Consider the following 14,651-nt stretch of genomic DNA (forward strand, 5'->3'; position numbering starts at 1 on the left):
CGTCCATGCCCCCGCCGGACGCCGCCCCGCTGCTGGACATCGACCGGCTGACCCTCCACCTGCCCGGCACCGCCCGCCCCGTCCTCGCCGAGGTCTCGCTGCGCGTCGGCCCCGGCGAAATCGTCGGCCTGGTCGGGGAGTCCGGATCGGGCAAGTCCACCACCGCCAAGGCCGCACTGCGACTGCTGCCCGAGGGCGCACGCGCCGAAGGCACCGTCCAGGTGTCCGGCACCGATGTGCTGTCCCTGAGCGGGGCGGCGCTGCGCGCACACCGCGCCGGTGCCGTCGCCATGGTCCACCAGGACCCGCGCTCGGCTCTCAACCCGGTCCGCAGGGTCGGCGACTTCCTCGCCGAACGGCTCGCCCGCAGCGGACTCGACCGCCCCGCCGTACGCGCCCGCGCCCTCGAACTCCTGGGCACCGTGGGCCTGCCCGACCCGGAGCGCCGCATCCGGCAGCGTCCGCACGAGCTCTCCGGCGGCATGCTGCAACGCGTCGTCATCGCCGGCGCGCTCGCCGCCACCCCCCGGCTGCTGCTCGCCGACGAGGCCACCAGCGCGCTGGACGTCACCACCCAGGCCGAGATTCTCGCCCTGCTGCGCACCCTGCGCGACGAGCACGGCATGGGTCTGCTCTTCATCACCCATGACCTTCAACTGGCCGCCGCCTACTGCCAGCGGGTGTACGTCATGTACGCGGGCCGGGTCGTCGAGGAACAGCCGGCCGGCGCCCTGTTCAGCGCGCCACGGCACCCCTACACCCGTGGGCTGCTGGCCTGTTCGCCGGACCTGGCCGAGGCGCCGCGCGTGCTGCGCCCCATCCCGGGCCGCCCGCCGTCCCTCGCCGACACCTTCCCCGGCTGTCCCTTCCACGCGCGCTGCGCACACGCCGACGACGACTGCGCGACCTGGACGCCGGCCCCGGGCCCGCTCCCCGGCGGCGGTTCCGCGTCCTGCCGCAAACTGCCGGACGACCCGGCGCCGACCGCCTCCCCGACCCCGCCCTCGTCCGAGAAGAGGCAGCCATGACCGGCACACACCCGCTCCACGACCCGGCGTACCGGCCCGCGCACGACGACCCGCCCGTTCTGGAGGCCGAGGGACTGGCCAAAACGTATCCCCTGCCGGGCGGTGGCCGGCACCGGGCCGCCGACGGGATCTCCTTCACGCTGCCGCGCGGCGGCTCGATCGGCATCGTCGGGGAGTCCGGGTCCGGCAAGACGACCGTGGCCCGGATGCTCGTCGGGCTCGTGCGGCCCGACGCCGGCACGGTGACCGTCGAGGGCCACGCCCGCGCACCCCGTACACCACGGGGCCGGGCAGCGCGGCTGGCCAGGGCCCGGGACATCCAGATGGTCTTCCAGGACCCTTATGTCTCGCTCGATCCCCGGCTCACCGCACGCCAGTGTCTGCACACCGCGCTGCGGCTGCACGGCACAGCACCGCGGGACGCCGAACAGCGGGCCACGGAACTGCTCGACCAGGTGGGCCTGGGGACACGGGAGGCCGGCGCCCGGCCGCACGGACTCTCCGGCGGCCAGCGGCAGCGCCTCGCCATCGCCCGTGCGCTCGCCGTCGATCCCAAGGTGCTCGTCCTGGACGAGGCGGTGGCCGCGCTGGACGTCTCCATCCAGGCACAGGTCCTGCAACTGCTGGCCGGGATCCGCCGCGACACAGGAGTGGCGCTGGTGTTCGTGAGCCACGATCTGGCCGTGGTCCGGCACCTCACCGACGAGACGCTGGTGATGCGGCGCGGCCGAGTGGTGGAGCAGGGGCCCACGGAGCAAGTACTCGCCGAGCCCGCGGCTCCGTACACCCGGGCGCTGCTGGCGGCCGTGCCGCACCGGGGCTGGGACCCCGCAAGGGCGGCGGCGGCCGCCGCCGCGGCGGGGTTGAGCGCGTAGCGACCTCTTGCGGCGATACCGCGCCCCTGAGCGAGGCGGTTGGGCGCGCGAGGGCGTCGGAAGCGACGAAAGGAACGGCGCGGAGACGTGAGACGAGGAGAGAGCCGCTCGATCACGGGCGAGTGGCCATCAACAGATCGACCGCATAGGTCTCTTCCACCGCCTCGTCGCGGAACACCTCGCGCAGTCGCCCGCGCTCCTCGGAGAGAAACGCCCGCTTGTCGTCCTCGGCAAGGACCAGGAACGCCGAGCGACTGCCGATATTGGCAAGGTGCGTGTCGAGGGGGACCGTACGGCTCCACCGCAGTTGGCGGCGGGCGACCCGGAGCCCCGACAGGCCCGCAAGCCGGATGGCGTCGCTGTCGTCGGGACGCGCCCGAGACGACTGCGGCACTCCCACTCCGCAGTGGAGCGCGATCCGCTCATGCTGCGCACTGATCCAAGGCACGTCGAAGGCGGTGGTGTTCCACCAGATCGCCAGCGCACCGCCAGGAAGCAGGACCCGCAGTACCTCCGGGACGGAGCGGGCGGTGTCGGTCCACTGCCAGGACTGCGCGTAGGTGATGAGGTCGTGGGAAGCATCCGCGAGGGGGAGGGCGTTGCCGTCGCCTCTGACGATCGGCACGTCCGGGAGCATGGTGTGGAACTGGGCGGCCATGGCGTCGCCCGGCTCAACGCCGATCACGTCGGCCCCTCGCTCACGCAGCAGCGCGGTGGCGATGCCGGTGCCCGCGCCGACATCGGCGACGCGGGCACCCGCCAGGGGACGGCTCATGAACCGTTCGATGAGAGCGAAGAGCGCGGGGGGATATGAAGGTCGGCCGGCGGCGTACTGGTCAGCCGCCGCGTTGAATGAATGGGCGCGTGAGCCTGCGGTCATCCCCACATCATCGTCCCCTCGCCCTGCTCTCCGCCCGCGCCCGGTCCGCCGTAGAGGATGCCGACGGCTCACTTCCCGACGGGTGAGGGGGCGGCCAGCAGCCGGGCGGCACCGACCTGGTGCAGATGGACGACGATGTCGTGCGACCGCGCGAGCGCGATCCGGTACTCCACGCCGGGGCCGGGATACTCCGTGCCGATGCTCCTGGTGGCACGGGCCGTGGCCAGCCAGGCGCGGGCCGCGGGCGGGGTGCTTCGCAGGTCCAGGATGTAGTCGCGGTGGCGTACCCGGTCCAGGGTGTACTCATTGCTGCCGGGTTTCGCGGGACCCAGGGTGTACGCCCGCACCTGTCCGTCGGCTCCGGTGGCATTGAACGACCCCCGGTCGAAGGTGGTGCCGATGCTCACATAGCTCTTGCCCAACTTGTCGCGCAGAAAGCTCCCTTGCACCTTGGGGTAGTGCGTCGGGTCACTGGTCTCCAGTGCGACATGCGCATCATGAGCCGACAGCACGGTCTTGTCCCCGGTGTGCTTCTGCCACCAGGCCACGTTGTCCGCCATGACCGCATCTCGGTAGCGCATGCCTTCCGCGACCTGCCGCGGGTCGTCAAAGGCAAAGGCGTATCCCCTGGCCGTCTGGTCGATGGCGGTGGCGTGCTGTACGGCCCAGGCGTGCGCCTTCCTCTCGGTCCCCCCGCCGGGCGGCTGCTGCTTGAGCAGCTCCAGCGCGCGCCCGGTCCGGCCGGCTATCGCCTTCCGTTCGGCCAGCGGCCGTTGCAGATACCCCTTCATATGGGCGTCGACGGTGGTCGTGGGCCGCAGGCCGCGGTAGAGCTCGGCAAAGCGGGGCAGCAACGCCGGGTGGGCCTTGGCCACATAGCCGGTCACCCTGTCATAGAGTTCCGGACCGGCGTACCCGTAGTCGTCGCCCATGAACTGCACCGGATCGTGCGGATGCCGGCAGTTGTAACTTCGCATCCACGTCAGCAGGTTCAGGTAATCGGTGTTGTTCCACCAGGAGTAGCTGTTCTGGAACTCCTCGCGCATGATCCGCCGTGGATCGCCCTTGCCGTGCAGCACATAGTCGTTGAGCCGTAGTCCGGTGCTCCAGCTTCCCTCCAGGGCGAAGCTGCGAAAGCCCTTCTTCTCGACGAGGTAGCGGAAGACCCGGTGCTTCATGGCGAAGAATTCATGGGAACTGTGAGTGGCCTCGCCCAGCCCCACCACCCGGGCGTCCTGCACCATCCGGCCGACCGGGCGCAGGTCGTCCAGGTCCCCCTGGGGCTCGGTGGTGCGCAGCGGGTGTGCGTCGCGTTCCAGGGCGGGCACGGGCGACTGCGCCGAGGACGGGGGCGCGGCGGCGACCACCGTGCCGAGCGAAAGGAGTAATGCGGCGAGGGCCGACCTGTGTTGTCTCATGCCCCAAGACTTCCTGTCGGCAGGGACGGCGGCCATGCGCCCCACCCCCCAGTCGGGGGTGGGGCTATCTCCACCGGGACCGAGGAGACACCCCAGGCCCGGGGCGTGACAGCAGGTATCAGCGGCAGGTCGGCGGAGCATCGGCGGTACGGCAGGGCAGGGTCCGAAGCTGTGAGCAGACCAGTTGAGGGCTCGGACACCGACAGCAAGGCCGCGCGCAGGGCAAGTCGGGCACGGACGGGCGGGTTCGGACAGCTCCGGCCCGGCTCAGGCCGACTGAATCGCGTGCAGCATGTTCAGGCGGGCCGCCCGGTGGGCCGGCCAGATCGCGGCCAGGACTCCGATCACCAGTGCCAGCGCCAGGAAGATGCCCAGGCTCCCCCACGGCAGGACCGTCTCGTACATCGGCATCGACGTCGTCGTCAGGCTGCCTCCGGCCCAGGCCAGGAAGATGCCCGTGCCGATCCCGAGCACCGCGCCGAACAGTGAGATCACCACCGACTCCAGCCGGACCATCTGCCTGACCCCGGAGCGGTCGAGGCCGATGGCCCGCAGCATCCCGATCTCGCGGGTGCGCTCGAAGACCGACATGGCCAAGGTGTTGACGACGCCGAGGATCGCGATGATGACGGCCATGCCGAGCAGCCCGTACATCATGTTGAGGATCGTGGTGATGGGCCCGTTGTTCTCCTTGATGAGCTGCTCCTGGCTTCGGACCTTCAGCAGCGGGCTGTCGCCGAGCGCGGCGCGGATCTTCCGCTCGAGGCCCGGAGCCTGGCCGGTCTCGGCCTTGACCAGTACGCTTTCGAGCTCCTTGGCGCTGGTGGAGTACGGAAGCACGTCGGTGAGCGTGCCCAGCGCGTCGTGGGCGGCGCGGTTCTTGGCGTAGATGCCGACGACCGTCAACTTCTTCCGGGCCTTGCCGCTGTCCGTGCCGGTGGCCATCTCGGCGTCGATGGTGCCGCCGACGTGGAGCCTGGCCTGCTCGGCGAACTCGTCGGAGACCGCCATCCTCCCGGGGCCGATGTCGTGCAGCGAGCCGGCCTGGAAGTCGAGTTGCGCGGCCTTGCCGAACACCTTCGGATCCGTGCCGGTGATCACGCCGAACCGGCCCTGGGTGTCGAGACCCGCCGAGGTGACGGGGGCGGCCGCGGCGACCCCGGGCACCCGGGCGATCTTGCCGGCCGCGTCCGTGTCGAGACCGCGGGCGGTGCTGTTGGTGACCTTGTAGTCGGCGGCCAGGCCCTGGGTGGCTTCCCTGTCCATGGCGCGCTGGGCGGACTGCCCGCCGACGGTCAGACCGGTGATCAGGGCGAGCCCGATCATCAGGGCCGATGCGGTGGCGGCGGTGCGGCGCGGGTTGCGCAGTGCGTTCTCCTTGGCCAGCTTGCCGCTGACGCCGAACCAGCGGGTGGTGACCTTGCCCGTCAGGGTGATCAGCGGCCTGGACAACAGCGGGGCCAGCACCATCACGCCGACGAGGGTCAGTACGCCCCCGAGCATCGCGGTCATGAGGTGGGACTCGGCGGTGGTCTTGAGCGTGGAGACGTAGAGCATCACCAGCGCCCCGGCCCCGGTGAGCAGGGTGCCGAGCAGGTTGCGGACCATCAGGGCGCGGGCAGGCGGGGCCTGGTCGACGCTGCTGAGCGCCGCTACGGGCGCGATCTTCGCGGCCTTGCGGGACGGCAGCCAGGCGGCCAGGACGGTGACGACGACGCCGACCGCGAGTGACGACACCGGGGCCGCGGGCGTGATGACCAGCGGTCCGTCGGGCAGTCCGGCACCGGTCGTGTTGAGCAGCGGGCGCATGGCGGTGGCGATGCCGAGGCCGAGCGCGAATCCGGCGGCGGAGGCCACGAGACCGAGCAGCGCGGCCTCGATGAGGACGGAGCGGACGACCTGGCGGCGCGAGGCTCCCACGGCCCGCATCAGCGCGATCTCGCGGCTGCGCTGGGCGATGAGCATGGTGAAGGTGTTGGCAATGAGGAACACGCCGACGAACAGCGCGATTCCGGCGAAGACCAGCAGTGTCTTGGTGAGGGACTGGGTGTTCTCGGCGATCTGTGCGGACTGCTCGGCGGCCAGGTCCGCGCCGCTGGTGGCGCCGACGCCCTTGCCGGGAAGCAGCGCCCGCACCTGCTCGGTCAGCGCGCGCTCGTCGGTACCGTCCTGGGCCGCGACCGCGATCTCGTCGAACTGGCCGGGACGGAGGAACAGCTTCTGTGCGGCCTTGGTGTCGAAGAGCGTAAGGGTGCCGCCGGCGGTGACCTGTGGGTCGTCTGTGGTGACCATGCCGACCAGCTTCTTGGTCAGGGCCGGCCCGTCGGTGGCGAAGCGGACCGTGTCGCCGATCCGGTAGCCGGCCTTCTCCGCGGTCTTGGCGTCCAGCGCCAGCTCGCCCTCGGCAGCCGGGCCGCGGCCTTCCTTCAGCGGGAAGCGGCTGTCCTTGCCGTCCTTGCCCCGCAGGTAGTTGGTGGCCAGGTTCTGCGAGTTGTTGCCGACGTTGACCGGACTGCCGCTCTTGCCGGCCAAGGTGACCTCGCCGTTGACAGTGGGGCGCACCGAGGCGACGCCGGGCAGCGCGCGGATCTTCCGTGCCAGCGCGGCGTCCAGGGCGGTGGTCCGTTGACCTTCTTCTCCGCCTGCCGGGGTGGCGGGGTCCTCCTCCGCTCGCACCGAGACGGCCACGCCCTTGAGGCTCTTGGCGGAGGCGTTGCGGAAGGCGGTCGCCGTGGTGTCGGCGAAGACGAGGGTGCCGGAGACGAAAGCGACACCGAGCAGGACCGCGAGTGCGGTCATGATCAATCGGGCTTTGTGCGCAAGGAGGTTGCGCAGGGCGGTACGCAGCATGGTGGTGTGTCAGTCCTGGAGGTATGCGGTGGCGGATGGGGCCTTACGGGAAGGGACCGTGCGAGAGAGCCCCGTCAGCTCGTGCGTCCCTTGGTGTCGAAGAGCCGCATGCGGTCGAGCACGGCCTCAGGGGTGGGGGCGGGCAGATCGTCGGTGAGCCGTCCGTCGGCGAGGAAGACCACCCGGTCCGCGTAGGAGGCTGCCACCGGGTCATGGGTGACCATCACGACCGTCTGCCCCAACTCGCGTACGGAGTCCCGCAGAAAGCCCAGGACCTCCGCACCGGAACGGGAGTCGAGATTGCCGGTCGGCTCGTCCGCGAAGATGATTTCCGGACGCCCGGCCAGCGCGCGGGCCACGGCGACGCGCTGCTGCTGACCGCCGGAGAGCTGCGAGGGGCGGTGCCGCAGCCGCCCGGAGAGCCCGACGGTCCCCACGATCAACTCCAGCCATTCCTGGTCGGGCTTGCGGCCGGCGATATCCATCGGCAGCGTGATGTTCTCGACTGCGTTCAGCGTGGGCAGCAGGTTGAACGCCTGGAAGACGAAGCCGATCTTCTCCCTGCGGAGCCTGGTGAGCTGACGGTCTCCCAGACGGGACAGCTCGGTGTCCCCGATCCGGGCCGATCCCTGGGAGATGGTGTCGAGCCCGGCCATGCAGTGCATCAGCGTCGACTTGCCGGAGCCGGACGGCCCCATGATCGCGGTGAACCGGCCGCGTCCGAACTCGACGGTCACCGAGTCGAGGGCGACGACGCGGGTCTCGCCCTCGCCGTAGACCTTGGTCAGTCCCGTCGCGCGGGCGGCGACACCAGAAGAGGCGCCGAGGCGGGTGGTAGCAGTGGCAGGGTGCGGCATGGGTACTCCTGGTAGGGGTGCGGAACTCCCGACCATCGTGGCCGCGAGGCACCCCCGGATCCGTCGCCCTCAGGTCGGGAATGCGCCGCCTGCCCAAGGGCAGACCCGCCGCAGTCGTGTCGTCCTCACGGACCACGGCTCCTCTGCCCGAAGAGAGAGCCGACAGCCCTGCCTGCCCGGAGAGCCGATGCCCCCTGGAGGCGCTCAGCCCATCAGCCCGGCCTGGTGCGCCAGCAGCCCCGCCTGCACCCGGCTGCTGGATCCCGTCTTCTCCAGGATCGAACGGACATGGCTCTTGACCGTCCCTACGCCGATGCCGAGCCGACTGCCGATCTCCACGTTCGACAGCCCCTCCCCCAGGGTGACCAGCACCTCCCGCTCCCGGCCGGTCAGCCCCGCCACCCTGCTGTCCGGGGCCGCGGGCCCGGCGCCGGCCCAGCCGCCGCTCAGCATCCGCCGGATGACGGTCCCGGTGACGCCGGGTGAGAGCACGGCGTCCCCCACGGCCGCGGCCCGTACCGCGCTGATCAGCTCCTGTGGCCCCTCGTCCTTGAGCAGGAAGCCGGTGGCACCTTCCCGCAGGGCCCTGGTGACGTTCTCCTCGTCGCCGAAGGTGGTGAGCATGACCACCTTCGGTGCGGGGGTGAGGGCGACCAGCGGTTCGATGGCCGCGAGCCCGTCGAGTACGGGCATACGGATGTCGAGGAGCACCACATCGGGCCGGTGCTCGGCGGCGAGCCGGAAGGCGTCGGCGCCGTTTGCCGCCTCGCCCACCACCTCGACGCCGTCGGCGTGCCGGAGAATCAGCCGGAGGCCGTGCCGGATCATCTCCTCGTCGTCGGCGAGCAGCACCCGAATCGTGGAACCCGCCCCGGGGCCCACGGAGTTGGCCTGGTCAGTCATGCTTCCTACTCCCATGGGGCGGTTCAGTCGCCTTTTCGGTCACTATAGGGACCGTGAAACGGTCAATCGCGATCAGCGTGTCCGACCGGAAGCAGTATCGGACGATCTCCAGCCGCCCGCCCTCGGACCGGTCCGTGTAGGGGTACAGGCACTCCGTGGCGGAACCCGGCCGCGGTGGCTCGCGCCCTGCGGCGGCCGCGCGCGCCACGTTGTCGTCCGATGCCACGGCGCGTTGCACCTGCTCCTTCGTCATCCCCACCCGGGGTTTTTCGGGGCTCTGATACGCCAGGTCATATCGTGAACGGGCCACCAGCAAGACCCCGAACAGCATCATCACGCCCACCCCCGCCAGGCCGAGCAGCCCGGTGACGACGCCGGCGAGGCGCCGCTGGACGGCGGAGAGCCCGCTGCCCGGCTCGTCGACGGCGGCCGGCCCGTCGTCGTACGGTGCCGCCTCCGCCGTCTCCGCGCCGGGCCCGGGGTCGGCGGGGAGCCCGGCCGTCACGGCGAAGCCGCCCCCCGGCGTCCGGTGTGCCTCCAGGCCGCCGCCGAGCAGCGCCACGCGCTCCCGCAGCCCGGGCAGCCCGCGCCCGGAGCCGAGCCCGGTCGCGGCGGCGGGCGGTACGGGCGGCACTCCGTTGCGTACCCGCACCTCCACCCGCTCGTCGATATGGCGGACAACGACGGTCACATGGGCCCCGGTCGCATACCGGTGCACGTTGGTGAGCGACTCACGCACCACCCGGTGCACCGCCCGCCGCACCCGGGCCGGCCGCGCGTCGAGATCCTGCCCCTCCCAGCAGAACTCGACGGGAATACCGACCCCGCGCGACTCCTCGACCAGCGCCTCGATGTCCGCGCGCGTACCCGTCGCGTCGGTCAGCGCATCGGTGCCGGTATCCCTCGCCAACGGGCCCAGGACCCCCAGCACCTCCCTCAGCTCCTGCATCGCATCACGAGCGGCACGGCCCACCACGGCGGCCTCGTCGCACAGGCCGGGCGCCTTCTTGAGCAGCGCCATCTCCAGCCCGCCCGCGTGCAGGGAGACCAGGCTCAGCCGGTGCCCGACCAGATCGTGCATCTCCGCTGCGATACGCGACCGCTCCCGTACACGGGACTCGCTGTCCGCGAGCCGCTGCGCCTCCTCGGCAGCGGCCGTCCGCTCCCGCAACGCCCGCAGCAGCCGGTCCTGCTGCCCCGCGGCGATGCCGACCAGCCCCGGCACGACGACCGTGGTGACGGCGAGCACCGCACTCAGCGCCAGCCCGAACAGCCAGCTGCCCAGCTCCAGATGGGGCGCGGACACCGCACAGACCGCCATCGCCGAGGCAGCCGCCCCGAGCAGCAGCCCGGCACGCCGTCGCGGCGTCTCCAGCTGCCGGGCCGCCGTGTAGGCGGCCACCGCGGTCAGCAGCGCCACCGTGGGCACCACCCCCATCAGCGCGGCCAGCCCGAGCACGCCGGCCACCGGGAACCGGCGCCGCACCAGCACCAGCACAACGCCGACGAACGCCAGGGCCGGCGCCCCGCCCGTCAGCCTCGCCTCGATCCACGACTCGCCCTGGTACGTGAGCAGCACCAGCGCCCCGGCCAGGACCACCTCGCCCGCCGCCCGCCACAGCTGCCGCCCCTGCTCCCCCGGCCCCGCGAAGGGATTGCGGGACGGGCGGTTCTCACTGACCGGTGGAGCGCTGGACGACATGACGTCGATTATCGGGGGCTTTGCAATGGGTTTCCCTGCGCCTTGCGGACGATCCGTCTCTACCCAAAGGCAGAGGCCGTCCTAGGCTCGGAGCATGCGCATCGTCTCGCTGCTCCCCGCGGCCACCGACATCGTGGCCGAGCTCGGTCTGACCGCCGATCTGGTGGGCCGCACCCACGAATGCGACTGGCCGCCGGAGGCAGTCGCCGGGGTGCCCGTCGTCACGGCTGCCGAATTCTCCGCGGACACGCTGAGCAGCCGGGAGATCTCCGACGCAGTGGGGGGCGCCTCGCACGCAGGCTCCTCGCTCTACACCCTCGACACTCAGGCCCTCGCCGCCCTCGCTCCGGACGTGGTTCTCACCCAGGACCTGTGCGACGTGTGCGCGGTGTCGTACCGCAGCGTCTCCGAAGCCGTTCGGATCCTGGACGCCGACACCAAGGTGCTGAGCGTGGAGCCACGGACCCTGGACGATGTGCTGGACTGCCTGGTCACGGTGGGCGCACTGCTGGGCGTACGCGAACGCGCCGAGCGGCGGCGGGAGCAGTTGCGCGCACGTCTGGCGGAGGTGGAGCGGCTGGCCGCCGGACGGCCGCGGCCGCGCGTGGTGGCCATCGAGTGGCTCGACCCGCTCTGGCCCGCGGGGCACTGGGTGCCGGAGCAGGTCACCTGCGCAGGCGGCACGCCGCTGCTCGCGGCGCCGGGCGAGCACACCAAGCCGATGGAGTGGGCCGCGGTACGCGCCGCGCGCCCCGACGTCCTCCTCGTACTGCCCTGCGGCTTCAGCCCCGACCGGACACTGCGGGAGCGCGGTCTGCTCACCGAACTGCCGGGCTGGGACGAGCTGCCCGCCGTGCGCAACGACGCCGTCTGGGTCCTGGACGGGCCCGCCTACTTCAACCGGCCGGGCCCCCGGGTGGTGCGGGGCGCGGAGGTCCTGGCCCATGTCCTGCACTCCGTCGAGGCGGGCGACCCCGTGCTGCCGGGTGAGGCGACCCGGCTGTCCGCGGCGGAAGGCTGAGGCCGGGAGCCGCCCGAGTCCAGGAGCCGGCGGCTCAGGCCGGTCTGTCCGCCACGGGATAGGGCACGAAGGTGCTGCTGTTCTCATTGATGGCCGGCGGCTGTCCCAGCGGCGGTACGGCACGCTGGGGGCAGTCGAGGCGCTCGCAGATGCGTCAGCCCATGCCGATGGGCGTGTCGGCGGCGGTGCTGTCGAGGTCGAGGCCGTCGGGGTAGACCAGCCGGGAGGCGTGGCGGATCTCGCAGCCGAGGCCGATGGCGAAGGTCTTGCCGGGCTCGCCCCAGCCGCCGCGGTGGCGGGTGACGGCGCGGGCGGTCCACGCGCGCAGCGGCAGATCGACGCCGGATCCGGCCCGTACTTCTACCTCCCCAAGCTCGAGAACGCCTACGACGCCCGCCTGTGGAACGACGTGTTCGTCTTCGCCCAGGATCTGCTCGGCATCCCGCGGGGCACCATCCGCGCCACCGTCCTGATCGAGACGGTCACCGCGGCCTTCGAAATGGAGGAGATCCTCTACGAGCTGCGCGAACACAGTGCCGGGCTCAACGCGGGCCGCTGGGACTATCTCTTCAGCCTGATCAAGATCTTCGCGCACCGCCCCGACTTCTCCCTCCCCGACCGGACAAAGGTCACCATGACGGCGCCCTTCCTGCGCGCCTACACCGAACTCCTCGTGCGCACCTGTCACAAGCGCGGCGCGCACGCCATCGGTGGCATGGCCGCCCACGTGCCAGGCCACGACGCGCAGGCCGACGGGGCGGCGCTCGCCAAGGTGCGTCTCGACAAGGAGCGCGAGGCCGAGGACGGCGTGCGCGCCAACATCTCCGTCGCGCTGCGCTACTTCGACGCCTGGCTGCGCGGCACCGGCGCCGTGGCGCTGGAAGGGCTGATGGAGGACGCGGCGGCCGCCGAGATCGCCCGCGCGCAGATCTGGCAGTGGCTGCGGCACGGCGCCGTCGACCGGGACACGGTGCTCGCTCTGCTCGACGACGAGATCGCCGCCCTGGGAGCCGAGTACCCCTGGGCACGGGCCGACGAGGTCCGGGCACTCTTCGAACGGATGCGCTCGCCAGGGAGTTGCCCGCCTTCTTCACCCCGGACGCCTACGCCCGGCTCCTCGTGCAGCACGCGGGAGTCGCCTCCCTGCACACCGCCCCGGCAGCCGTCGCCTGCGTCGAGGCATTCGCCACCGGCACCCTCGCGAAGACAGTCGTACGGTCCCAGGACCGGGCCGGCTTCGTCGTCAACGCGCTGCTCATCCCCTACCTGCTCTCGGCGGTCCGGATGACCGAGTCCGGCTTCGCCACCGCCGCCGACGTCGATGCCGGCATGGAACTGGGCTGCGCCCACCCCATGGGGCCACTCAAACTCGCCGACCTGATCGGCCTGGACACCGTGGCCTCCATCGCACAATCCCTCTACGCCGAATTCAAGGAACCCCTCTACGCACCGCCGGCGCTGCTCCTGCGGATGGTGGAGGCGGGGCTGCTCGGCCGCAAGACGGGCCGGGGGTTCCACACATACGACCGGGACTGAGGGGTCCCGGTACGCCGCCGGGGTTGAGGGCCCCGGTTGCCGCCGGACGGGCGCGGAGCAGAACTGAGGCTGCTCCGCGCCCGCCTCGTTCGCGGCCGGGCCGGCTCAGCCCACCGTTTGGTCGCCGTCGGGCAGATCCTCGGCCGTCACCTTTCCTCGCGGCACGCCGAGTCCGTCCGCCACCGCCCTGGCCAGGCCGTCCGGGTCGGGCTCAGTGGGTACGGGTACCTGCCCGCACGGCCGCCCCGCCGTGGCCGGCCCGAGCGGCGAGGAACTGCACTTCTCCCTCTCCCGTTCGGGCGGGCTCGCGGGCATCTCCGGTACCTCCCTGCGCACCCTGCGGCTGGGCACGGGCCCGCTACCGGCCGGGGGCGCGGGCTGGGAACTCACCGACGTCCGGGGTCGCGCCGGGCCATGCGGCGGCCTGCGGCGCGGTGCGCGAGAAGGAACCGTCCGGTGAAAGGGACGGTCAGCCCCGTGACAGCAGGTCCACCAGTCCGTCGGCCAGTTCGGTGCGCCAGCACAGGTCGTCGTGTCCCCCGTTGAACCCGCGGCAGACGGCGTCCTCGTAGCCGGCGGCGGCGAGGGTGTCGCGGAGCCGACGGGCAGCGGGGAGGACCACCCACTCCTGCTCCCCGAAGGAGAGCCAGAAACGTACGGGCAGCCGGGGCGCGGCCGCCAGCCGGCCGGTCAGCCACTCCGCTTCAGGCCCTTCGGGCCACCAGAACGAGCCCGACTGGGCAAGGACGTTGGCTGCCAGTGCTCACCGTCCAGCAGCACGAGCACGGGCAGCTTCTCCGTCGCCCGCGCCGCATGGGGCGGTTGGTACAGCCAGACACGGCGTCCCGTGCCGAGGTGCTCGCCGGCCACCTCGTGCTCGCTCACCGTGCCGCGTGCGACCTGCGCCTCGGCTCCCAGTCGACCGCGTCCGGGGCACCGGGAAGTGCGGCGTACGGGACCGGGTCACCGCCCCAACGTCGGGGCAGGGCAAGGACGTTGTACGGGTCGGCGCGCGCTGGGTGCGCAGCCACCGCCAGTACTCGGGGCCGCCCGGCTCCGGGCCGTCCCCTTCGTCGACGTGGAAGTCGTAGGTGCCGTGCCAGTCGCGGCGCAGACGGACCGACCAGTGCCAGACGTCGGTACCGGGGGCCCCGCGTCATGAGGTTGCCCTCCGGGGCCAGCGGGTCGCCGAGTTTGGTGGGCAGGACCTGGACAGCACGGGTGCCGGGGGCGCCGCGCCACAGGTACGTCACGACCGCGTACTCGGTGCTGCCCTCGGGGTCGGGGGCGATGAGCGGGGTGCCACGGCGGCGGATGCCGGCCCAGAAGTCCTCGACGCCGGCCGGCGAGGGCAGCACGCACCCCGGTTCCGCGACGGGGACGGCATGGGGGCGCGCCAGCCGGGGCGGGCGGTGCGGGGCGCCTTCGGGCGGTGGCGTACGTGGTCGAAAAGTCGGGTCCCGGCCCCGAGGGCCAGGATGCCCTGCGCCGCTTCCCCGTCGGGCGCTGACGGCCCACCGCCTCAGCCCGGACCTCGACGGCCAGGCCATGTCGTTCGGACCACCTCAGCGGCGGTCCGGA

11 protein-coding genes and 5 pseudogenes are annotated in these 14,651 nt (G+C 72.0%); 5 read left to right on the forward strand and 11 right to left on the reverse strand.

What is annotated here, in order from left to right; genetic code table 11:
• Nucleotides 1–5 precede the first annotated feature (5 nt).
• Both IF67_RS0114890 and IF67_RS0114895 read left to right on the forward strand, forming a co-directional pair.
• Complete coding sequence (locus IF67_RS0114890) at nt 6–1,028, forward strand: ABC transporter ATP-binding protein (protein ID WP_199812733.1); 1,023 nt, start codon at nt 6–8, stop codon at nt 1,026–1,028.
• Nucleotides 1,025–1,903: an ABC transporter ATP-binding protein gene (locus IF67_RS0114895; protein WP_051818069.1), complete on the forward strand. Its 879-nt coding sequence runs from the start codon at nt 1,025–1,027 to the stop codon at nt 1,901–1,903. The genes IF67_RS0114890 and IF67_RS0114895 overlap by 4 nt, the downstream gene beginning before the upstream one ends.
• A gap of 112 nt (nt 1,904–2,015) precedes the next feature.
• Here IF67_RS0114895 and IF67_RS0114900 read toward each other — a convergent pair whose 3' ends face one another.
• From IF67_RS0114900 to IF67_RS0114925, 6 genes are all read right to left on the reverse strand, one after another.
• Nucleotides 2,016–2,783 (reverse strand): class I SAM-dependent methyltransferase, encoded by a 768-nt coding sequence (locus tag IF67_RS0114900; protein WP_030985830.1) that lies wholly within the window; start codon nt 2,781–2,783, stop codon nt 2,016–2,018.
• Between the two features lie 68 nt (nt 2,784–2,851).
• Complete coding sequence (locus IF67_RS0114905) at nt 2,852–4,201, reverse strand: erythromycin esterase family protein (RefSeq protein WP_030985832.1); 1,350 nt, start codon at nt 4,199–4,201, stop codon at nt 2,852–2,854.
• Nucleotides 4,202–4,468: 267 nt separating this feature from the next.
• Nucleotides 4,469–7,051, reverse strand: coding sequence for an ABC transporter permease (locus tag IF67_RS0114910; RefSeq protein ID WP_030985834.1), 2,583 nt, complete (start codon nt 7,049–7,051; stop codon nt 4,469–4,471).
• A gap of 74 nt (nt 7,052–7,125) precedes the next feature.
• On the reverse strand, nt 7,126–7,908 hold the full coding sequence (locus IF67_RS0114915) for an ABC transporter ATP-binding protein (protein ID WP_030985836.1): 783 nt from the start codon (nt 7,906–7,908) through the stop codon (nt 7,126–7,128).
• A 204-nt stretch (nt 7,909–8,112) separates the two neighbouring features.
• On the reverse strand, nt 8,113–8,811 hold the full coding sequence (locus tag IF67_RS0114920) for a response regulator (protein WP_030985838.1): 699 nt from the start codon (nt 8,809–8,811) through the stop codon (nt 8,113–8,115).
• On the reverse strand, nt 8,804–10,513 hold the full coding sequence (locus IF67_RS0114925; protein ID WP_030985840.1) for a sensor histidine kinase: 1,710 nt from the start codon (nt 10,511–10,513) through the stop codon (nt 8,804–8,806). The genes IF67_RS0114920 and IF67_RS0114925 overlap by 8 nt, the downstream gene beginning before the upstream one ends.
• A gap of 94 nt (nt 10,514–10,607) precedes the next feature.
• Here IF67_RS0114925 and IF67_RS0114930 point away from each other — a divergent pair, with 94 nt between their 5' ends.
• Nucleotides 10,608–11,534, forward strand: a complete 927-nt coding sequence (locus tag IF67_RS0114930) for a cobalamin-binding protein (RefSeq protein ID WP_030985842.1) — start codon at nt 10,608–10,610, stop codon at nt 11,532–11,534.
• Nucleotides 11,535–11,568: 34 nt separating this feature from the next.
• On the opposite strand, the pseudogene IF67_RS41505 reads toward IF67_RS0114930, so the two are convergent.
• Nucleotides 11,569–11,856 (reverse strand): annotated as a pseudogene (locus IF67_RS41505) (short-chain fatty acyl-CoA regulator family protein); the annotation flags it as partial.
• On the opposite strand from IF67_RS41505, the pseudogene IF67_RS41510 reads away from it, so the two are divergent.
• A pseudogene (locus IF67_RS41510) lies at nt 11,857–12,677 on the forward strand (malate synthase A); the annotation flags it as partial.
• Nucleotides 12,669–13,070 (forward strand): annotated as a pseudogene (locus IF67_RS44235) (3-hydroxyacyl-CoA dehydrogenase family protein); the annotation flags it as partial. The pseudogenes IF67_RS41510 and IF67_RS44235, both read left to right, overlap by 9 nt.
• 105 nt (nt 13,071–13,175) lie before the next feature.
• Here IF67_RS44235 and IF67_RS43735 read toward each other — a convergent pair.
• The 4 genes and pseudogenes from IF67_RS43735 to IF67_RS44940 all read right to left on the reverse strand — a co-directional run.
• Nucleotides 13,176–13,385, reverse strand: coding sequence for a hypothetical protein (locus tag IF67_RS43735; protein ID WP_078889444.1), 210 nt, complete (start codon nt 13,383–13,385; stop codon nt 13,176–13,178).
• A 154-nt stretch (nt 13,386–13,539) separates the two neighbouring features.
• A complete protein-coding gene (locus IF67_RS44930; RefSeq protein WP_234341104.1) occupies nt 13,540–13,692 on the reverse strand; it encodes a hypothetical protein in 153 nt (50 codons plus the stop codon).
• Between the two features lie 141 nt (nt 13,693–13,833).
• Nucleotides 13,834–14,157, reverse strand: a pseudogene (locus IF67_RS44935) (hypothetical protein); the annotation flags it as partial.
• Nucleotides 14,045–14,620: pseudogene (locus IF67_RS44940) on the reverse strand (hypothetical protein); the annotation flags it as partial. The pseudogenes IF67_RS44935 and IF67_RS44940, both read right to left, overlap by 113 nt.
• Between the last annotated feature and the right edge of the window lie 31 nt (nt 14,621–14,651).

It is taken from the genome of Streptomyces sp. NRRL S-1813 (assembly GCF_000719605.1).
Classification (GTDB): Bacteria; Actinomycetota; Actinomycetes; order Streptomycetales; family Streptomycetaceae; genus Streptomyces; species Streptomyces decoyicus.

Coding starts and splice junctions, on each gene's coding strand:
- IF67_RS0114890 (WP_199812733.1), top strand. CDS start 6: ATGCCCCCGCCGGACGCCGCCCCGCTGCTGGACATCGACCGGCTGACC.
- IF67_RS0114895 (WP_051818069.1), top strand. CDS start 1,025: ATGACCGGCACACACCCGCTCCACGACCCGGCGTACCGGCCCGCGCAC.
- IF67_RS0114900 (WP_030985830.1), bottom strand. CDS start 2,783: ATGACCGCAGGCTCACGCGCCCATTCATTCAACGCGGCGGCTGACCAG.
- IF67_RS0114905 (WP_030985832.1), bottom strand. CDS start 4,201: ATGAGACAACACAGGTCGGCCCTCGCCGCATTACTCCTTTCGCTCGGC.
- IF67_RS0114910 (WP_030985834.1), bottom strand. CDS start 7,051: ATGCTGCGTACCGCCCTGCGCAACCTCCTTGCGCACAAAGCCCGATTG.
- IF67_RS0114915 (WP_030985836.1), bottom strand. CDS start 7,908: ATGCCGCACCCTGCCACTGCTACCACCCGCCTCGGCGCCTCTTCTGGT.
- IF67_RS0114920 (WP_030985838.1), bottom strand. CDS start 8,811: ATGACTGACCAGGCCAACTCCGTGGGCCCCGGGGCGGGTTCCACGATT.
- IF67_RS0114925 (WP_030985840.1), bottom strand. CDS start 10,513: ATGTCGTCCAGCGCTCCACCGGTCAGTGAGAACCGCCCGTCCCGCAAT.
- IF67_RS0114930 (WP_030985842.1), top strand. CDS start 10,608: ATGCGCATCGTCTCGCTGCTCCCCGCGGCCACCGACATCGTGGCCGAG.
- IF67_RS43735 (WP_078889444.1), bottom strand. CDS start 13,385: ATGCCCGCGAGCCCGCCCGAACGGGAGAGGGAGAAGTGCAGTTCCTCG.